The sequence below is a fragment of the Algoriphagus yeomjeoni genome (genome assembly GCF_049821175.1).
In the GTDB taxonomy this organism is placed as follows: domain Bacteria; phylum Bacteroidota; class Bacteroidia; order Cytophagales; family Cyclobacteriaceae; genus Algoriphagus; species Algoriphagus yeomjeoni_A.
In genome coordinates this window covers 4,178,504-4,198,580 of the sequence record NZ_CP187512.1, presented here as the reverse complement: position 1 = coordinate 4,198,580, position 20,077 = coordinate 4,178,504, and the positions used below count along the sequence as shown (strand labels likewise).

Here is a 20,077-nt window from a genome sequence, read left to right as displayed (position 1 = left end):
GAAGGATGGGTATCATTTGAAAGAGAAAATTGTCCCATCCATCCTAATTCCCTATTTTCCAACATACAATTAACAAACCCACCCAAACCCTAACTCAGTGCTCACACTTTTTAGTTTCCTAGCCTTTACTGGTTTTGTAGCAATCTATTCCACTTGGATGCTACGCAAACAAAACCTTGCTACTCAAGACGGTTATTTCCTAGGCGGCCGCAGCCTTACTGGCGTAGTCATCGCCGGATCCATGTTGCTTACCAATATTTCCACAGAGCATCTGGTAGGAATGAATGGGTCGGCCTATAAAAATGGAGCAATCATTATTGCTTGGGAAGTCACTTCTGCCATCGCCCTGGTGATTGGCGCGCTGTATTTTATCCCAAAATACCTGAGAATGGGACTGACTACCATTCCTGAGTTTTTGGAGAAAAGGTATGATAAAATGACTCAGGCACTGATTTCCCTCTTGCTGATCATCTCTTTTGTCGTTACACTTTTGCCTATAGTTCTTTACACCGGAGCGATCAATATTGAGTCAATTTTTGGGATTTCAGAAACTTTGAATATTACTCAGGCAGAAGGAATTTGGCTTACCGTGATCGTTGTGGGCGTGATTGGGGCGGTTTATGCGATTTTTGGAGGATTGAAAATGGTCGCTTACACAGACACAATTAACGGTTTTGGTTTACTCATCGCAGGTTTGCTGGTACCTATTTTTGCACTTTGGGATATTGGAGATGGAAATATTATAACAGGCATTACTAAGGTATTCAACAACGCTCCGGAGAAATTCAATGTGGTCAGCAAGGGGCCCTCGATTGGTCCTGGTTCGAGAGATTCTATTTTGCCATTCGAAGTACTTTTCACAGGATTGATTATTAATCAACTTTACTTCTGGACCATGCACCAATCCATAGTGCAGCGAGCTTTGGGAGCCGTAAGTCTAAAAGAAGCACAAAAGGGTTTGTTGTTCACAGGTATTTTAAAAATTCTGATTCCACTGGTGATTGTGCTGCCTGGGATTATTGGTTTCTATTATTTCGGAGACACTCTTTTTGATTCTCAGGATAGCGTTTATCCCGAACTGGTAAAGCGTGTGCTTCCTCCTTGGATGACTGGTTTCTTCGTGGCCGTGATCATGGGAGCAATCTTGAGCACATTTAATAGTGCCTTGAATAGCGCAGCGACTATTTTCAGTCTGGATATTTTCAAAGTATATATAAGAAAATCGGCTAAAGAAGGTCAACTCGTCCGAATCGGAAAGTGGGTTTCAGCTATTTTAGCGATTGTCTCTATTCTTGTTGCTCCATTTGTGGCCAATGCTCCGGCTGGACTTTACCAGCTTTTACAGCAGTTGAATGGTATCTTCTTTATCCCGATGGCAACGGTGATTATCGCGGGATTCTTTTTCCCGAAAGTATCTGCCGCTGGGGCCAAAGCAGGACTGGCATTCGGGCTTGGATTCTACATTTTGATGGATTTGATACTTCAAGTCAACCTCCACTTCGTTCATATTTGGGGCATTGAGTTTGTCCTCAATCTGATTGTGATGCATTTAGTGTCTGCACAATTCCCTGTAAAAACTCCGTTTGTAATGGTGGATTCAGGCAAATTGAGCATAGTTCCTTGGAAATATGCCACAACTCTAGGATGGATTTTGATTGCAATCACAGTAATTATTTATGTAATTTTGGGTACAATCGCTTAAGGCTATGGAAACTACAGAAAAAGAATTCAGAAATTACGATCATGTCGATATCAAGGCTGCCGTAAAGGAGCATTATCGAAAAATGCGCATGTATCAGACCTACGATTATGTAGAGCGGATGAAGTCAAAATATTTGAAGTTTGACAAGCCGATGAATCTGTGGGATGCCATGGAAAAACTCAATGCGCTAATCGATGTGAGTGATCCTGATCTGGATTTGCCGAATGTACAGCACTTGATTCAGTCAGCAGAAGCTTTACGTGCTGACAACCGTCCTGATTGGATGCAGTTGGTCGGATTGATCCACGACCTTGGCAAGGTGATGTATTTATTCGGTTCTGACGAGGACGGCACGAGCCAGGACGAGCAATGGGGCTTGGTTGGTGATGTGTTTGTGGTTGGTGCAAAACTGCCTGATACCTGCGTTTACCCTGAGTTCAATGCGCTAAATCCTGACATGAAAGATCCTCGCTACAATACGGAATTAGGAATTTATGAAAGAGGTTGTGGCTTGGATAATCTGGAGCTTGCTTGGGGACACGATGAGTACTTTTATCAGGTATTGAAAAATCATCCAACAAACACAATTCCTGAAGCGGGAATGGTTATGGTACGCTATCATTCGTTTTATCCTTGGCACAATGGCGGAAGTTATTCGCAGTTTGAAGCCCCTCAGGATGCGAAGTATAAGGAGTGGATACTGGATTTCAATCAGTATGACCTATATACCAAGTCTCCAAAAATCTATGATTTGGAGGATGTGAAGGATTATTACTTACCGATTGCCGAGAAGTATCTGGGTAAAGGTCCAATCTTCTGGTAAAACAAGCTCATAACTTTTGATCCTGAATAGGTAGTAGTTTATCCAACGATAATTACTACCTATTTTTTTTACTGCTCGCTGCTATATCTATAGACTTGACTTGCAGCTTGATTAGGTCCAGCTGTGTTTGTGTTTTTTCTTTGATTTTCGAAAGCTCGCCTATTTGATTACTCAATCCTTGGGAACGCTTTATCTCATTTCTCACCAATCCTTCCATTTCAACAAGTCGTTTGCTTTGAATCTTATCCTGGCGGACGTATTCCCGAAACAACAGGTAATGAAGCAGTGCAATACTGCCCAAAACCAATAAGACTAAAATGCCTAATAAGTGATTTTCAAAAATGGATAGGACCATTAAAAGATGAAAAGATGTAGTCTTTCAAAACTAGGTAAACCAATGGCCAGAAATAATACGGCAAATGGACTATTTACCCTTCTTTATCACCTCAACCTATTCACCTGTCGGATTTAAGTTTTCGGAATTAAAAGTGTAACGGATGTGCCTTTGCCTGTTTCTGAGGCTATTTCTAACTTTCCGCCAAGCTCCTCAGCACGTTTGCGCATATTATACAAGCCATTCCCAGGTTTAATGGTTGACTCGTCAAACCCCGTCCCGTCATCTTTTATTTCCAGCTGAAACTCATCGTCGATTTTAGAGACGCTAACCAGAATTTGGCTTGGATAAGCGTATTTGATGGCATTTTGAATCGCCTCCTGCACTATTCTGTAAATCTGTATTCCCTCAGATGAAACTATACTAAAGTTTGGGTCCAAACTTTTATCCACATCAAATTCAAAGTTGATACCTAGTGTGGAAATCCCTGCTCTCTCCAGGTAATCAGAAATTCTGGCAGACAGTTGGCCTAAGGTGATTTGGCCTGAATTCATTGCCCAGATAGTATCGCGAAGCTCGGTAATGGTTTGCTTGGTGAAATTGGAGATGGAGTCATACCGATGCGTGAGCGTATCCTTGATCGGGTCAAAATACTTGAGGTTTTCTATCGCAGAAATGATAAATGTGAGCTGTGCCCCGATATTATCATGAAGATCACGAGAAATCAATACCCGTTGTTCCTGAAGCTTGTTTTGAGTATCGATTTGTGCCAAAGCTACTTTCAATTCACCTTCCTGAGTGAGTTGACGGTTTTTCAGCTTTTGCTGAGAGTATAGAAGATATCCCACCAAGCCTAGGACTAATGCCAATACCAATGAACCATACACTTGAAAATTCTTGGCTCTAAGTTCAAGTTGTTGACGAGCAATAGCAGCGTCTTTTTGCTCAGATTGGTAGCGCGTTTCCAGATCTGTAGTGAGCTGCTGTATGTCCTGCTCAATCAATTTCTTATTCAGATCTGCATAAGCTGATGTGTAATATGCAGAGCTATCAGGCATGTTTAAAGCTGCATACACTGGAGACATGAGAAGGTACATAGATGCAATATCGTCCTCGGCATTTTGCGCTTTGAAATGCTCCACGGCAAGCAAGTAATATTCTCTGGATTTCGGATAATTCTTTAGGTCGTGGTAGGATTGAGCTAGATTTGACTCGATCAACGCATAATCATAGTCAGCCCCAACCTGCTCAGCTAGCGCCAACCCTTTTTCTGCATAAGAAATAGCGAGATCACTTTTCTTTTGAGCGTTATAAAGGGTAGCTAGGTTGTTATAAGTTGTGGCCGTGTAATAATCACTTCCCCCTTCTGCTTGAAAAATCTGAAGGGCATCCAAGTAGTTTTTTTCTGCATTTTCGAATTCTTTCAGGTTCTTATTGATATTGCCAATATTCACCAAGGTATGAGCCAAATTGAAGTCATCATTCTGCGCCTTTCGGTATTCTGCTACTTCCTGCATTATTTCCAAAGCCTTTGCATAATTTCTCATTTCCAAATAAATCACCCCAATATTATTTCGCACAAAGTCAGCATTCCTATCGTTTCCTGTCCGCTCGAAAAAACCCAAGGCTTTAAGGTAATTGACCATGGCAGAATCAGACTGAAAATCCCGCTGATACACAGATCCTAGGTTGGTGATGGTGCCGTAAATCTTTGTTGAATCCCCTGTCTGATACCGTAGTTTCAAAGCTTGCTGATAGTTTTTTCTAGCTTCTATCAGGTCCCCTTTTTCCATATTTGCATAGCCCAAATCGCTGTATGCTTGAGCTAGCATCACAGGGTCATCAATTGATTTTGCAACTTCTATATTTTCTTCTCCAAATAGGATCGCCGTATCCTGCGAAACTGGCACGTAATACCATGTCAATTCTGAAAGAATCAAGGAGCGATCATTAGCCGTTTTAGCTTTAGAAAGTTCGGTTTTAAGACTATCAAGTAGTTCGGAAGTGGTCTGTGCAGAAAGATCTTGTGTAGATAGGACGAATAAACAAATTCCTAAGAATCGGTAAAAAGAATACATAAACAATTGATTTGTTGGGAAATAAATGAAAAAATCTTGCTCTAGCAAGAAGCAATTATCTGTTGGCAAAGATTATTTAGAATTCCAGAATATCCATATCAATCTTCAGAATACATATTTATTTGATTGAGAAAGAGTTAAAAATAAAATATACTATGGAATCCTTCGATTTGTTGATACCAAACTATTTCTGAATCTTAGGGTTCTTATAGTAGACGATAAACCCAAATACATAAACATGTTAGATTTTAATCAAAATGAAAATCAGCGGATGATCGCTCAGATGATTCGTGATTTTGGAGCTAAGGAAATTACTCCATTCCGGAAAGATTGGGATGATAGATCCCATTTTCCGCTAGAACTTTTCAAAAAACTTGGTGAGCTAGGGCTGATGGGTGTTTTGATCCCCACCGAATATGGAGGCTCAGGATTTGGCTATATGGAATACGTCACAGCGATCGTAGAGCTTTCTAAGCTTGACCCTTCTGTAGGACTTTCTATGGCAGCGCACAATTCCCTTTGCTCAGGACATATCATGATGTTTGGTAATGAGGAGCAAAAGAAAAAATACCTACCTAAACTGGCTACCTGCGAATGGCTGGGAGCCTGGGGATTGACTGAGCCAAATACAGGCTCCGATGCAGGAAATATGCGAACCGTCGCCAAAAAAGAAGGAGACACTTGGATCATCAATGGAGCGAAAAACTTCATCACACATGGCGTATCCGGCGATGTGGCTGTCGTTATTGCAAGAACAGGTGAAATCGGTGATTCTCATGGTATGACTGCTTTTATAGTAGAGCGAGGCACTCCTGGATTTAAGGGTGGAAGAAAAGAAGACAAACTCGGAATGCGAGCTTCGGAAACTGCCGAGATGCTTTTCGATGATTGCATTGTCCACGAGAGTCAAGTATTAGGCGAAGTTGGAGACGGCTTTATCCAATCCATGAAAATCTTAGATGGCGGTAGAATTTCCATTGCAGCACTCGGACAAGGAATCGCTGAAGGAGCACTGGAGGCCTCTATTCAATATTCCAAAGAAAGACATCAATTCAATAAACCGATCAGTTCCTTTCAGGGAATTTCCTTCAAACTTGCCGACATGGCTACTCAGGTAGAAGCCTCCGGTTTGTTGATTTTTAAAGCTGCGAACCTCAAAAACCGTGGAGAAAAAGTGACACTAGCTGGAGCCCAAGCCAAGTACTATTCTTCTGAAGTTGCCGTTTCTGTGTCTAACGAAGCAGTGCAGATTTTTGGCGGATATGGCTTCACCAAGGATTATCCTGTTGAAAAGTTCTATCGAGACTCCAAGCTTTGTACCATTGGCGAAGGGACATCGGAAATACAGAAAATGGTGATTGCGAGAGAGATATTGAAGTAGGAAGATTGGAAGCTGGAAGCTGGAGGTAGAAAAAAACCAATAAAGCCTGAGATCTGCTGAGATTTCAGGCTTTTGTGTATGGGTAGAAATTTAACCATTCCCAAAAATTTTCTCTGTGTATAACTTTTGGCTTTTCAGAAGAATAATTCTCTAGAAACGTTTTGGGAAACTTCGCTTTAGCCATTGCATTCCATTTGAACTCAAAAGGGTAAATTTTACCATCAATTTCCTCTATATAATCTATTTCCTGACCTCGGGTTGTCCTCCAGAAATAGGTTTGTCCATAAAACCCATGATATGCCAGCAACTTTTGTCTCTCCGAAATCAGGTAATTTTCCCAAAGTGCTCCAATATCATTTCTACCTGAAACAGGGGCATAATTACCTATAATGGCATTTCTTATCCCATTATCGATAAAGTATATTTTTCTACTCGAGCTAATTTCAGATCTAAGGTTTCTTGAAAATGGATTAAGCCTTGTTATAATAAATGCTTTCTCCAGAAGATCTATATAGCTGGAAACAGTAACCTTATCTGCTTGAACCGTTCTGCTCAATTCATTAAAACTAACTTCTGAGCCGACCTGCCAAGCCAATGCTTGCAAAATTTTGTTTAAAAGTTCAGGCTTTCTAATTCCCTGAAAATTCAGTAAATCTTTATATAAATAACTCGTTGCAAGATTAGTTAACACTGGAATTTCATTGCCTTTTTGAGTAACAACTTCTGGATAAGTTCCAAAAACCAAGTTGGTTTCCAAGCTCCCTAATGCTTCCGGCATCCCTAAAGAATGACTTATTTCCTTCCAACTTAAGGGATACATTTTATACTCCCACTTTCTTCCTGTCAGAGGCTCATTGATTGTGCTGGAAAGCTCCAATGCAGAAGATCCTGTTACGAGAAGTTGAAGACCATTGAAGTTATCCACGATAAGTTTAAGAGTTAGGCCAATTGACGGAATGCGTTGTGCTTCATCTATTACCACTACTTTACTCTGTCCTAGATAGGATTTGAGAAACGAAATGCTAGGCTCAGCAAGGGAGCTTTGGACTCCAGTCTCATCCCCATTTAAGTACAGGAAGTTTGATGAGAGAGATTCTGCTAATTTTTTAACAAGGGTGGTCTTCCCAACTTGCCTTGGCCCAAGCAATAAAATTGCTTTTTTGAAGTCAATTTTAGCGTTTAATACTTCGAATAGAATTCGTGAAATATGCATTTTCAGTGATCGTAATCACCAAATATACGTATAATTGGTGATTACGATCACCAAACTTACATTTTTGCTATTAAAAGAGCTTCGATAGCATGAATTTATGCCCCGGCCACCAAATACAGTCCCGCTGCCAATGCCGCCCCAACAATTGGCCCTAACACAGGAACCCAAGCATATCCCCAATCTGAGCTTCCCTTGCCTTTAATCGGTAAAATTGAGTGCATCAGTCTTGGGCCGAAATCACGGGCTGGATTGATCGCATAGCCAGTCGTCCCTCCTAGACCTAAACCGATTACCCAAACCAAAAATGCTACCGGGATTGCCCCAAGCGAACCCATTCCTATAGGTGTTTTATTGCTGTCTCCAATCTCTACTCCATCGTTATAGAGAATCACCAAGATCAAGACAAAAGTCCCCATTAACTCTGAAAAGAAATTTAAAGAAAGATTTCTGATCGCTGGCGAAGTGCCAAATGGTGCAGCTTTTAAACCAACATCATCTGTAGCGTCGTAGTGATCTTTATAGACCAGCCAAGCTATTCCTACTCCAATCATTGCTCCTAGTACCTGAGCAAGAATATACCCAGGTACCATTGCCCATTCAAATTGACCCGTCAAAGCCAGCCCAATCGTTACTGCAGGGTTTAGATGTGCCCCACTATATGGTCCAGCGACTACTACTCCTACAAATACTGCCAAAGCCCACGCAGTACTGATCTCCATGATGCCTCCACCGTTTCCTTTGGTTTTTGGCAAAAGCATGTTCGCTACGACTCCTGAACCTAACAATAGCAACAGACCTGTTCCTATTAATTCTGCTAGATATACATTCATTATTCAACCCAGTTTTTAGAGCGTTCTACCGCTTTGTGCCAAAAATGTATCAACTTTTCCCGATCCTCTTTCTCCATACTTGGAGTGAAGCTCTTATCAGCGTTCCATAGAGCTTGGATTTCCTCTCTGTTTTCCCAGAAACCAATTGCAAGTCCCGCTAAAAACGCTGCACCAATCGCAGTCGTTTCAATAATTTCTGGCCTTTTGATTTCACAATCCAACAGATTTGCCTGAAACTGCATCAGGAAATTATTGGCTGTAGCACCACCGTCCACGCGTAGCTCCTTGGTTGGCTTACCAGCGTCTTTTTCCATAGCTTTTAGCACATCATGAACTTGGTAGGCAATCGCTTCAAGGGCAGCTCTAGCCATGTGCGCCTTCTCTGTTCCTCGGGTGATTCCAAAGAAAGCTCCTCTTGCATTTTGATCCCAATGCGGAGCTCCAAGGCCTGAAAGCGCTGGCACGAAATAAACCCCATCATTACCATCTATGCTTTCTGCTAAGCGTTCACTTTCTCTAGCATGGCCGAAGAGTCCTATCCCGTCCCGCAACCACTGAATTGCGGCCCCACCTATAAAGACAGAACCTTCCAGTGCATAATTGATTTCATCTCCGATTTTCCAAGCGATTGTTGTTAGCAATTGATTTTTTGACCTGACAGCTTCCTTCCCGGTATTCATGACCAAAAAGCAACCGGTGCCATAAGTAGTTTTAGCCATTCCTGGCTCAGTACAAAGTTGTCCGAAAAGTGCAGCCTGCTGATCTCCAGCAATTCCCGCAATTGGGATTTTTACACTTAATACGTCACCTGCCGTCTCACAATAAACTTCGCTACATGATTTTACTTCTGGCAAAAGTGAAGCAGGAATATCAAACAAATCCAGTAACTCCTGATCCCATTCCTGCGAATGAATATTGAAAAGCATCGTACGGCTCGCATTTGTGATATCTGTGATATGCGTTTTCCCTGATGTGAGGTTCCAAATCAACCAGGAATCTACCGTTCCAAAAGCAAGTTCTCCTGCTTCTGCTCTTTTTCTTGCACCATCTACATTGTCAAGAATCCATTTGATTTTGGTTGCTGAAAAGTAGGCATCAATGATCAAACCTGTCTTTGAAACTACCATTTCAGAATGGCCCTTATCCTTCAGCTCATTGCAGTAATTGGCCGTTCGGCGATCCTGCCAGACAATGGCATTATAGATGGCCTTCCCGGTTTTTCTATCCCAAACTATTGTCGTTTCCCGCTGGTTGGTGATGCCTATCGCAGCCACCTGATTTGCTTTGATTTTTTTATTGACTAGACTTTCTATCATCACAGATGATTGTGAAGTCCAGATTTCTTCAGGATCATGCTCTACCCAACCTGCTTTGGGAAAATATTGCTTGAAATCTTTTTGAGCGACGGAAAGAATCTTGCCCTTTTTATCAAAAAGAATAGCTCTAGAACTCGTGGTACCTTGGTCTAGAGCCATTATATAAGTTTTATTTTGACTCATTTTGGGTTATTTGTGGGTTATTATTTAATCAAATATTTCGAAGCTGTCCTGTTAAAGTCAGCCAGTTCGGTCTCTATCCACTCCTCATCTTTTCCCATTTCATCGGCCATCAGTTTTGCAACTTTTGGAGCTGTATCAATAGCAGCTTGGGCATCCAAGAATAACATTCGGATTCTTCTTGCTAAAACATCTTCAACTTTCACCGCCATTTCTTCACGTACAGACCAGATTACCTCAGCTTCTATATTCGGGAAGTCAGAATGCAATTTCGACTCCCAAGCTTTGTTAGCCTTGATAAGATCTTGGATAGGTTTGGCATCAAAACCGTAAATCCCCCAGTGCCCGGCTGGAACATAATTGGTAGCACCGTGAATTTTCATATCCAGAGATTTACTGGCCCTCAACTTTTCACCTGTGACTTTGGTGAAATATTCCACAGTATCCTCTCCCATTTTTCTGAATGTAGTCCACTTTCCTCCCGTCAAGGTGACCAAGCCAGAGTCGGATAAAATCACCTTGTGTGAGCGCGAAATCTCTTTGGTTTTGGTGCTTCCTTCCTTGGGTCTGGCAAGTGGTCTAAGTCCTGCGAAGACAGATCTCACATCTGCCCTAGTAGGTACTTTAGCTAAGTAGCCAGCAGCCGTCTCAAGCACAAAATCTATTTCCTTTTTCAGAGCTTCTGGTTCCAATTTAGGCTTTTCCCGAAGTGTATCAGTAGTACCCACCACAAGCTTGCCATGCCACGGAACAGCGAAAAGCACTCTCCCATCTCTTGTTTCCGGAATCATCAAGGCGTCTTTTCCACCCAAAAAATCTAAATCCAATACCAAGTGAATTCCTTGGCTTGGCTGAATCATTTTTGGAGCCTCAGGATTATCCATCTGTAAAATTTTATCCGCAAAAACTCCGGTAGCATTCACCACCATTTTGGCATTGACCAAATATTTTTCTCTGGAAAGTTTATCAGAAACATGCAACCCGGTAATCTTTCCATTCTCGTTTTTCACCAAACCATTCACGCTAACGTAATTCAACACACAAGTGCCCGCCTCATCTGCCGACTGGGCGAGGTTCAAAGCAAGTCTTGCATCATCAAACTGCCCGTCATGATAAACGACTCCACCATAAAGCCCATCAGGCTTAAGTCCCGGAAGGCGCTTGAGTGTTTCTTCCACGGATATAAACTCTGACTTACCAAGGCTCAACCTGCCAGACATCCAGTCATAGACTTTCAAGCCTACACTATACATCATGCGATCTTTCCAGGTATAAATCGGGATAATAAATGGCTGATTATGCGCTAAATGAGGCGCATTTTGCAAAAGTTTACCACGCTCCTTGAGCGCTTCGAACACCAGCCCCACATCACCTTGGGCAAGGTACCTTACTCCTCCATGCACAAGCTTGGTGCTGCGGCTGGAGGTGCCTTTGGCAAAATCAGATTTATCAAAAAGCACTACTGAAAGTCCTCTGGATATAGCGTCGAGAGCTACTCCTAGGCCTGAAGATCCACCACCAATTACGGCGATATCCCAAATTTTTGTTTCATCTTTTAGCTGACTGAGGTTTTCTGGGCGATTCATAGAGATTAAAATATAGGATTTTAAGGTAGGTAAAAATCTGGAAAGAGCAGGTTGAAAGGACTTGGAATCTACCTTGTCCTTATCAATCAGTAATCCTTATAGGTCTTTCTTACAACAGTAGAACTACCGTCTTTCTCTAATGTTACTACATAGATAAAATTGTATTCAGAATCTTCTAGATCTTGGAATTTATCACCATCCCCTATAAAATAGTTGGCAACCTGGCCTACCGTATTACTATGACCTACAACCAAGCTGTTTCCTTCCACACTTCGAAGTTGATCGACCAAAGCATCATGATTTCTTGGATCATAGGTTTCTATTTCAATCCCCGCTTCACTGGCAGTTGGTGCAGCAGTCAATCGTGTCCTTTTATAATCTGTGCTAAAAACATGAGTAATGCCTTCATCAACTAAAATCTGTGCAAGTTTCTTAGCACGCGCATTACCTGCAACTGTTAGTTCAGGGTCATTTCCAGTCAACTGCTTTTCAGCATGGCGGACGATGTAAATGGTTTTTGGTTCTTGCTTACTGGAGCAGGCAGCTATTAAAAATGCAAAAGCGATGACAAATAGGATTTGTTTCATGTCTAAAAGTAAAAAACCTTCGAGATTAATGAAATCTCGAAGGTTAAGTATTTATCCGCTAAAGGAATTATCCAAATGCTGATCTTTTGTCTTGATGCTTTCGAATTCTAAGAACTGCTCCCAGAATTCCTCCTCCGGCACAGCGGCTCTTAAGTAAAGCTTCTCCTTTTTGATTGGATGTACGAATACCAAATTGAAAGCATGCAGGTTGATGCTCGCATCTGGATTTGGCTTCGCAAAGCCATACTTGATATCACCACGAATCGGGCAGCCCATAGATGCAAGTTGCACTCTGATCTGGTGCGGGCGGCCTGAAACTGGACGCACCTCGATCAACCAGTGGTCATTCATAAAGCCCAAAGTTTTGTAATTCAACTCAGCTTTTTGGGAACCCGGAACTTCACGATCGTGTGCCGTTACCACATTTTTCTGTTCGTCTTTTACGAGGTAATGAGTCAATTTCCCGGTTTCTTCCCTTGGCTTTCTCTTTACCAGAGCCCAGTAAACTTTATGAATTTCTCTTTTACGGAAAAGCTCCATCATGCGCTCCAGCCCCTTTGAAGTTCGGGCAAAAGCGACCAACCCACTTACCGGGCGATCCAGTCGGTGAATAGGATGGAGAAAAACAGCTCCAGGCTTGTCGTATTTCTTTGCAATGTAATCTTTGAGGTAATCCGTCAAGGTCTTATCCCCAGTCTTATCTCCCTGCACTAATATCCCGGCAGCCTTATTTACTATCAAAAGGTGGTTGTCTTCATAGACAACTGTGAATGGCTTCTTTTTCATCTGTTTATAATTGTTTTTCAATTGTCAGATGGAATCTCGCAGCGCACTTAATCATTTCTCTTTGTCACTTTCAGAATATTGCTCGATTTCATAATCAGCTACAAAGGTAAGGATTTCGCAGGAGTTGAATAATTGATTTTTCAAGAGTTTGGAAAAAGAAGAATTTTCGATTTTCAGCAAAGCTTCTAATACGTTTTCGCTTTAAGAAAAATCAGGTTCTTTCCGATGGTTGATTTGCTGAACCCAACTTTTCACCAGCTCCAAACCATACTCCGTCAGGTGTGCTTCTGGATGGTATTGAATCCCAAGAATAGGTAGAGTCCAATGCGCAATTCCCATAATTTCACCAGATTCTGTCTCCAAAATCACTTCTAGCTCATCGGGCAAATCCTGCAATTGAAGCGAGTGATAACGGGTTACCTTGAAGGATTCAGGTAGTTCTTTAGTATATGGATGAGCACTATTCTTTCTGACTTGATGCACTTTCCCATGGGTAGGAACAGCATTCTTTTTCAGCCTTGCTCCAAAAAATTCACCGATTGCCTGATGCCCAAGGCAGACTCCCAGCACGGGGACTTTATCGTAATATTCTGCAAAGATTTTATTGAGATTTCCAGCATTTTGAGGAATCCCTGGCCCTGGAGAAAGGATCAACCCATCAAATTCTAGCTTTTTAATTTCCTCCAATGAGACATCATTTCGAAGCACAAGTAAATCTTCTCCTGTTTGTCTCAGCAAATCAGCCAACATGTGGCTAAAGGAATCGAAATTATCAATCAGTAGTAGCATCCTTGATTTTCTCCACTACCTCTTCCAACTTCTCCAAACTCTCTTCAATACTTGGGAAAAATGGCTCAATGGCAGCTACAATTGCCGGTGCTATTGGCTCTATGAAATATAACATTTCGGAATCATTGGTCCATTTCTTAGGCATCTCCAATTTGAACAAACTGGCTTGCCAGAAAAACAAACTGATAAAAAATGCAGCTTTTACTGCGCCAAAAAGACCTCCAACAATTGCATCCAAGGGCCCAAGCAAGACCATGTCCATCACCTGTTTCAATATCCAGCCAGCTACTTTGATAAATAGAAGCGTGAGTACAAAAACAACGATAAAGCCAAAAATTGGAAATCCAAGATTGAATTCAGTGACATTTTCAGCCAGCCAGTCATTCATTGGATCCATAAAATAAAGACCTAAGATCACTGCGATCACAAAACCAAAAAGGCCTAGAACCCCGAGAAGGAAACCTTTCCGGTATCCTTCATAGGTTCCTAAACCAAGAAGTATTACGATGATGATGTCTACCGTACTCAACTTAACTGTTCAGTATAGCTTTCACTTTCTCAGAAATCACTTTTCCATCAGCTTTTCCTGCTAATTCCTTGCTCGCAACCCCCATCACTTTTCCCATATCTTTCGGACCTGATGCCCCGGTTTGCGCAATAATAGCTCTAACCACAGCGGTGATTTCCTCATCAGTCAGTGCTTTTGGAAGGAATTCCTGAAGTACTTCGAGCTCGGCCATTTCCACCTCATACAAGTCAGATCTATTTTGTTGCTGGTAGATATCAGCAGAATCCTTTCGCTGTTTTGCTGCTTTGGTCAACAACTTCAATTCATCCTCTTCCGTGATTTCAGCTTTTGCACCGCTTTTAGTTTCTTCCAAAAGAATCAGCGACTTTATAGATCTCAAAGCTCCCAAACGGATTTTGTCTTTTGCGATCATTGCTGATTTAATTTCACTTTCTATTTTCTGCTTTAAACTCATTAGTCCTAAGTTTGTGTTACACTTCTAATAATACTGACAAAAATACCTTTTTCGACTCGGATATGACCAAGCTAAGCGTAAATATTAACAAGATCGCCACTCTTCGCAATGCCCGTGGAGCGGATAATCCTAATGTAGTGAAAGTGGCGCTGGACGCAGAGCGCTTTGGATCACAAGGGATTACAGTCCACCCAAGGCCTGATGAGCGCCACATTCGCTATCAGGATGTACTTGATCTGGCGAAAGTAGTAACTACCGAATTCAACATTGAAGGCTATCCCGATAAGCGATTTATGGAGATGGTTCGCTTGGTAAAACCTGCTCAGGCTACCCTCGTTCCCGATCCACCGACGGCCATTACTTCTAATAATGGCTGGGATACGATTTCAAATCAGGGGATGTTGAAAGACATCGTGGCAGAACTTCATGAGTCTGGTGTGCGTGTCTCGATTTTCATCAATCCAGAGATCAAATACTTCGAACCTGCAAAACTCACAGGCACGGATCGGGTAGAGCTTTACACCGAACCCTATGCTTCCAACTATCATAAGGATCGGGACGCAGCCGTGAAACCTTATGTGGAAGTAGCTGAAATCGCAAAAGCTTTAGGACTTGGGATAAACGCAGGACACGACCTAGATCTGCATAATTTGGCCTTTTTGAAGCAAAGCATTCCTTACCTAGCTGAAGTTTCCATCGGCCACGCATTGGTTTGTGATGCCTTATATTATGGATTGGAAAATACAATTCAGATGTACAGGAGGAAGCTGGAGATTTAGTCAACGGTCCACAGTCATCAGTCCACGGCCCGTTTAAAAGAACTACAATCCCCTTTTCGGAATTATATCCACTAAATCTCAGAATTATGGCATTCAAGTTTGAAGAATTAAGAGTTTGGGAATTATCAATTAACCTTTCAGCAGAGATAAGCTTGTTGATTAAATCTTTCCCCTAGGAAGAAAAATATGTGCTTAGTTCTCAAATACAACGAGCGGCCGACTCTATAGCATTAAATATTGCGGAAGGATCCACTGGGCAGTCAACACCGGAGTTTAAAAGATTCTTAGGTTATTCTATTCGATCAGCAATCGAAGTAGTTAGCTGTTTATATTTGGGTAAGAAAAGAAACATAATAAATGAGGATGATTTCTCAAGATTATATAAAGCATATGAAGGCTTAGTGATTAATATTCAAGCACTCAAAAATTCAATTTAAATTCATAATTAGTTTATAACCCTATCGTGCTGTCGTCGGTGGACTATGGACAGTTGACAAAAAAAGCAATGCAGTTAAACTTTAAAAAACTAGGCAACGGAAAACCACTAATCATACTTCATGGACTTTTTGGTTCTGCAGATAACTGGTTTAGCATTTCCAAAGAGCTGAAAGATAACTTCACATTATACCTCATCGATCAGCGTAATCACGGGGATTCACCGCATGCTGACGAGTGGAATTATGAGGTGATGGTCGAGGACTTGAAAGAACTCATGGATAGTGAAGGATTGGAAAAAGCTTTCCTTATGGGACACTCGATGGGAGGAAAAACGGTGATGAATTTTGCACTGAAGTATCCTAAGAAAGTGGAGAAATTGATTGTCGCGGATATTGCTCCGCGTTTTTACGCCGTGCATCATCAGAGCATTTTGGAGGGATTGAATTCTTTGGATCTTGCGGAGATTCAATCTAGAAAAGAAGCTGATGATGAATTGGCTAAATACATTCCTGAAATCGGAGTTCGACAGTTCTTATTGAAAAGTCTAGGTAGAGATTCTGATGGATTTATGTGGAAAATCAATCTTCCTGTAATTACGGAGAATATCAATGAAGTGGGAAAAGCTTTACCTGACGGCCAAAGTTTCTCAGGACCGACACTCTTTTTGGCTGGATCTAATTCAAGCTATATTCAACAATCCGACCTGGATGACATTGATACTTTTTTCCCCAACAATGAGGTAGAGTTCATCGCTGATGCGGGACATTGGCTTCATGCCGAGCAGCCAGACGCTGTGGTGGAAGAAATAAGAAGATTTTTGAAATAGGCATGATCTCAGCTACTTCTTCAGAAGCAAAGTGAAAAGTTTCTGCCCTCAAAAAGGCAATTCTACCTAACTTTCCGTTCTTTTTTAAACGACAAATATAAGATGCCCAAAGGAAAACTCTTCCTAATACCCAATGTACTCGCGGATAATACGCAAGATGCCGTCATTACTCCTCAGGTAAAAGAGGTGATAGCGAACACAAAAGTTTATCTAGTAGAAAACATGCGAACTGCTAGACGCTATATCAGCAGTCTGAAGCTCGGAGTGAATCTGGAGCAGGTTCATATGGAGATTTTGGACAAAGGCACATCTCCAGAATTCATTAATAGACTCATGCAGCCTTTAATGAACGGAGCTGATATGGGAGTGATTTCTGAAGCTGGATGTCCTGGTATTGCCGATCCAGGAGCATTGGCTGTGGAGCATGCGCACAAAAAAGGTATTCAGGTTGTACCACTTTCTGGGCCAAGTTCCATGTTTATGGCATTGATGGGATCAGGGTTTTCTGGTCAGTCCTTCGCTTTTCATGGCTATTTACCCATAGACAAAAAAGAAAAAGCTGCTGCGATCAAAAAGCTGGAAGCTGAATCACTTCGGGAAAAAAGAGCTCAGATTTTTATGGAGACCCCTTTCCGCAACAATCAATTGTTAGAAGATTTACTGCGAGTCCTGGCTCCTCAGACCAAGATTTGTATTGCAAAAAATATCACCGGATCTGATGAAATGATTTTGACCAAAACGGCGCAAGAATGGAAACAACTTCCGCTCGACCTACATAAAATTCCAACTGTTTTCGTACTGCAAAGCTTTTAATCCATGTTTACAATCGACGCCCACCTTGATCTCAGTATGAATGCGCTGGAATGGAATCGTGATCTCACACTTCCAGTCTCAGATATAAATGCAAGGGAAAAGGGTCTTACTGATAAGCCGGATCGTGGAAATTCGGTGGTTTCTCTTCCTGCACTTCGCGAAGGAAACATTGGGTTGGTCGTCGCTACGCAAATTGCCCGCTATGTAGCACCGGGAAATTCATTGCCTGGATGGAATTCTGCAGAACAAGCTTGGGCTCAGACGCAAGGTCAGTTGGCTTGGTATCAGGCCATGGTGGAAAAAGGTGAAATGGCACAAATCAGAAATCTTTCCGAATTAGATGCTCACCTAGCACTTTGGGATAATGGCGAAGATAATTCCAGCAAACCTGTGGGCTTTATACTTTCGCTTGAAGGAGCTGATTCCATAGTGACTGTAGATTATTTGGAAAAAGCCTATGAAAATGGACTTCGGGCGCTTGGTCCTGCACATTATGGCCCCGGAAGATATGCTCATGGTACTGATGCTTCTGCTCCTTTGAACGAACAAGGCAAAGCCTTACTTCGCAAAATGGACGAGTTGGGAATTATTCTTGACACAACTCATTTATGCGATTTAGCTTTTTGGGAAGCATTGGATATTTTTCAAGGTCCAGTATGGGCAAGTCATAATAACTGCCGAGCCTTGGTGGATCACAACCGCCAGTTTTCTGATGAAATGATTAAGGCACTGGTAGATCGGGGAGCAGTAATTGGTGCTGCGATGGATGCATGGATGCTTAGTCCAGATTGGGAAAGAGGAAAATCAAGTCCAGAAGGAAGAGGTGTGACCTTAAATACGGTTTTGGATCACATGGATCATATATGTCAGATCGCAGGAAATGCAAATCATATTGGAATTGGCTCGGATTTAGATGGCGCTTTTGGCACTGAACAGTGTCCTGCAGACCTAACATCCATAAAAGACTTAGATAAAATCGCTGATTTACTGTCAAATAGAGGCTACTCCAATCAAGAGATCAAAAAGATACTTTATGGGAATTGGTTAAATTTTTTAAAGAAAGCATGGGGATAAATGAGGAATATCTGGACAATTCCTTGTTGAAATAATTGCATTAATACTTCATATTGAATTATTTAGCGACAGCTTAACGCAAACCACCAATTTATGAAGTATAAACAATTACTCACTCTTACCTTAATTTTCCTTTTTTCAGCTTCTCTTTCATTTTCTCAAAAACTACAGATAACAGCAAATCATACTGATGCAAAATTTATTTTGCTGAATGATTACGATGATTCTGACAAGCAGGAATTGGGAACAGGAGCTATTGAATACAAATTAGAAAAAGATAGCCGTAATAGGATCAAGATTACCAAGCCGGGTTATGACCCCATAATCAAGGAATTCAACCGGGATTTGAAATGGGACAAGGATCAATACGTTGCCTTGGACGCTAGAAGAGTTGAAATCACAGCAGAACCTTACGACGCCGAAATCCTTGTGGACGGAAGAGTGATTGGCTCCAAAGCAATCTACTTAATCATCCAAAAAGACAGATTCCATACTGTGGAGATTAAAAAACCAGGATTTGCTCCAATCACTAAAAGCTATTACAATTCCCCTGATCGCGAAACACCTCCTTTGAAAGATTATTTCGAATTGAAAGACAGACAGGTTCGATTGGAAGTGATACCAGCTGACGGCAATGTTAAAGCTAATGGAGTTAGCATCGGAAGAGGAAATCAGGACATCAAAGTACCTTTGAATGATTGCGTAACTGTGACAGTAAACAAAGATGGCTATGTGGAATACACCAAAGTATTCTGTAATAAACCAGATACTGATCCAGAGCCTCCTGTAAGAGAAAAGGCTCAATTGGAGGATAGGCTTGTTAAAATCACCACAAACCCAAATGATGCTATCATTGAGATTGGCGGAAAAACAGTGGGTACGGGAAGTTATGATTTGAAAGTTCCTAAAAATGGAAACGTTGAAATCCGGGTGAAGAAGGATGGTTATGTGCGCTATGTGAAAAACTATTACAATCAGGCAAACATGCAAGAACCTCCAGTTACCGACTTCATAGAAATGAATGTAGATGAAGCTTATACTTCTTCTGTTTCATCCGACTTGGCAAATGTGAGAATCACAGTACCTGTGAATACTGCTCTTACACCTGAAGAAGCCTGGAGAATACTGAGCTCCATTATCACAAGATATTTTGACATTTTGGAAACAGTGGATTTCAACACTGGCTATTTGACTACCTCTTGGCAAGTTGAAAATTTCCAGTCAAGCATTATCCGTACTCGAGTAATCGTAAGTAGTGGTGGTAATTCAGATCAATTAGCATACGCTATCAAGCTAATCAGCCAAGAAGCTTACCTAGATGGTCAAAATCAAGTGACGGTAAAAGACGATGAGAAATTTGAAGACTGGGCACGTATCCTGAAAAAATATGAAGGCTTGATCGAAGAAGTCCAAGCTAGACTTCAACAATAAGTCGCAACTTAATTTTATAAAAAGCTCCATTTGTAATTCAGATGGAGCTTTTTTTATGGTTCAAGGATGATAGAAATACTCAGACCCACTAATTGGTTTTAGACTATTTTTCAAAATATAATCCCCCC

The 20,077-nt window shown here is 41.5% G+C and carries 20 protein-coding genes; 9 read left to right on the top strand and 11 right to left on the bottom strand.

Annotated features, from left to right (window positions below):
• Nucleotides 1-97: 97 nt before the first annotated feature.
• A complete protein-coding gene (locus ACPUEN_RS17155; RefSeq protein ID WP_425637155.1) occupies nucleotides 98-1,702 on the top strand; it encodes a solute:sodium symporter family transporter in 1,605 nt (534 codons plus the stop codon).
• Between the two features lie 4 nt (nucleotides 1,703-1,706).
• Nucleotides 1,707-2,525, top strand: a complete 819-nt coding sequence (locus ACPUEN_RS17150; protein WP_425637153.1) for an inositol oxygenase family protein — start codon at nucleotides 1,707-1,709, stop codon at nucleotides 2,523-2,525.
• Between the two features lie 55 nt (nucleotides 2,526-2,580).
• On the opposite strand, the gene ACPUEN_RS17145 is transcribed toward ACPUEN_RS17150, so the two are convergent.
• Together ACPUEN_RS17145 and ACPUEN_RS17140 are read right to left on the bottom strand one after the other, a co-directional pair.
• Entirely contained in the window at nucleotides 2,581-2,880 is a 300-nt protein-coding gene (locus ACPUEN_RS17145; protein WP_425637152.1) for a hypothetical protein, read from the bottom strand.
• A gap of 113 nt (nucleotides 2,881-2,993) precedes the next feature.
• Nucleotides 2,994-4,937, bottom strand: a complete 1,944-nt coding sequence (locus ACPUEN_RS17140; protein ID WP_425637151.1) for a tetratricopeptide repeat-containing sensor histidine kinase — start codon at nucleotides 4,935-4,937, stop codon at nucleotides 2,994-2,996.
• A 238-nt stretch (nucleotides 4,938-5,175) separates the two neighbouring features.
• Here ACPUEN_RS17140 and ACPUEN_RS17135 point away from each other — a divergent pair, with 238 nt between their 5' ends.
• Nucleotides 5,176-6,318, top strand: a complete 1,143-nt coding sequence (locus ACPUEN_RS17135) for an acyl-CoA dehydrogenase family protein (protein ID WP_425637150.1) — start codon at nucleotides 5,176-5,178, stop codon at nucleotides 6,316-6,318.
• Between the two features lie 64 nt (nucleotides 6,319-6,382).
• Here the strand turns inward: ACPUEN_RS17135 and ACPUEN_RS17130 are convergent, their stop codons facing one another.
• The 9 genes from ACPUEN_RS17130 to ACPUEN_RS17090 all read right to left on the bottom strand — a co-directional run bounded on the left by ACPUEN_RS17130 (nucleotide 6,383) and on the right by ACPUEN_RS17090 (nucleotide 14,588).
• On the bottom strand, nucleotides 6,383-7,531 hold the full coding sequence (locus ACPUEN_RS17130) for an ATP-binding protein (RefSeq protein ID WP_425637149.1): 1,149 nt from the start codon (nucleotides 7,529-7,531) through the stop codon (nucleotides 6,383-6,385).
• A gap of 95 nt (nucleotides 7,532-7,626) precedes the next feature.
• Entirely contained in the window at nucleotides 7,627-8,361 is a 735-nt protein-coding gene (locus ACPUEN_RS17125; RefSeq protein WP_425637148.1) for an MIP/aquaporin family protein, read from the bottom strand.
• A complete protein-coding gene (gene glpK / locus ACPUEN_RS17120; protein WP_425637146.1) occupies nucleotides 8,361-9,860 on the bottom strand; it encodes a glycerol kinase GlpK in 1,500 nt (499 codons plus the stop codon). Before glpK ends, ACPUEN_RS17125 begins: the two co-directional genes overlap by 1 nt.
• A 20-nt stretch (nucleotides 9,861-9,880) precedes the next feature.
• Entirely contained in the window at nucleotides 9,881-11,443 is a 1,563-nt protein-coding gene (locus ACPUEN_RS17115; RefSeq protein ID WP_425637145.1) for an FAD-dependent oxidoreductase, read from the bottom strand.
• Between the two features lie 86 nt (nucleotides 11,444-11,529).
• Nucleotides 11,530-12,030, bottom strand: a complete 501-nt coding sequence (locus tag ACPUEN_RS17110; protein WP_425637144.1) for a SixA phosphatase family protein — start codon at nucleotides 12,028-12,030, stop codon at nucleotides 11,530-11,532.
• Nucleotides 12,031-12,081: 51 nt separating this feature from the next.
• Complete coding sequence (locus tag ACPUEN_RS17105) at nucleotides 12,082-12,816, bottom strand: RluA family pseudouridine synthase (protein ID WP_425637143.1); 735 nt, start codon at nucleotides 12,814-12,816, stop codon at nucleotides 12,082-12,084.
• 201 nt (nucleotides 12,817-13,017) lie between these two features.
• Nucleotides 13,018-13,605 carry an anthranilate synthase component II gene (locus tag ACPUEN_RS17100; protein WP_425637141.1) on the bottom strand — a complete coding sequence of 196 codons (588 nt, stop codon included), beginning with the start codon at nucleotides 13,603-13,605 and terminating at the stop codon, nucleotides 13,018-13,020.
• The gene (locus tag ACPUEN_RS17095; protein WP_425637139.1) at nucleotides 13,589-14,134 is read right to left on the bottom strand and encodes a CvpA family protein; all 546 of its coding nucleotides are present in this window, start codon (nucleotides 14,132-14,134) and stop codon (nucleotides 13,589-13,591) included. The genes ACPUEN_RS17100 and ACPUEN_RS17095 overlap by 17 nt, the downstream gene beginning before the upstream one ends.
• Nucleotide 14,135: 1 nt before the next feature.
• Nucleotides 14,136-14,588 carry a GatB/YqeY domain-containing protein gene (locus ACPUEN_RS17090; RefSeq protein WP_425637138.1) on the bottom strand — a complete coding sequence of 151 codons (453 nt, stop codon included), beginning with the start codon at nucleotides 14,586-14,588 and terminating at the stop codon, nucleotides 14,136-14,138.
• Nucleotides 14,589-14,650: 62 nt separating this feature from the next.
• Here ACPUEN_RS17090 and ACPUEN_RS17085 point away from each other — a divergent pair, with 62 nt between their 5' ends.
• The 6 genes from ACPUEN_RS17085 (at nucleotide 14,651) to ACPUEN_RS17060 (ending at nucleotide 19,949) form a co-directional block, all read left to right on the top strand.
• Nucleotides 14,651-15,367 carry a pyridoxine 5'-phosphate synthase gene (locus ACPUEN_RS17085; protein WP_425637137.1) on the top strand — a complete coding sequence of 239 codons (717 nt, stop codon included), beginning with the start codon at nucleotides 14,651-14,653 and terminating at the stop codon, nucleotides 15,365-15,367.
• A gap of 188 nt (nucleotides 15,368-15,555) precedes the next feature.
• Nucleotides 15,556-15,804 carry a four helix bundle protein gene (locus ACPUEN_RS17080; RefSeq protein WP_425637136.1) on the top strand — a complete coding sequence of 83 codons (249 nt, stop codon included), beginning with the start codon at nucleotides 15,556-15,558 and terminating at the stop codon, nucleotides 15,802-15,804.
• 68 nt (nucleotides 15,805-15,872) lie between these two features.
• Entirely contained in the window at nucleotides 15,873-16,631 is a 759-nt protein-coding gene (locus ACPUEN_RS17075; protein ID WP_425637134.1) for an alpha/beta fold hydrolase, read from the top strand.
• Between the two features lie 102 nt (nucleotides 16,632-16,733).
• Nucleotides 16,734-17,444, top strand: a complete 711-nt coding sequence (locus ACPUEN_RS17070; RefSeq protein WP_425637133.1) for an SAM-dependent methyltransferase — start codon at nucleotides 16,734-16,736, stop codon at nucleotides 17,442-17,444.
• 3 nt (nucleotides 17,445-17,447) lie between these two features.
• Nucleotides 17,448-18,518, top strand: a complete 1,071-nt coding sequence (locus ACPUEN_RS17065) for a dipeptidase (protein ID WP_425637132.1) — start codon at nucleotides 17,448-17,450, stop codon at nucleotides 18,516-18,518.
• Nucleotides 18,519-18,611: 93 nt separating this feature from the next.
• Entirely contained in the window at nucleotides 18,612-19,949 is a 1,338-nt protein-coding gene (locus ACPUEN_RS17060; RefSeq protein WP_425637130.1) for a PEGA domain-containing protein, read from the top strand.
• Nucleotides 19,950-20,077 lie beyond the last annotated feature (128 nt).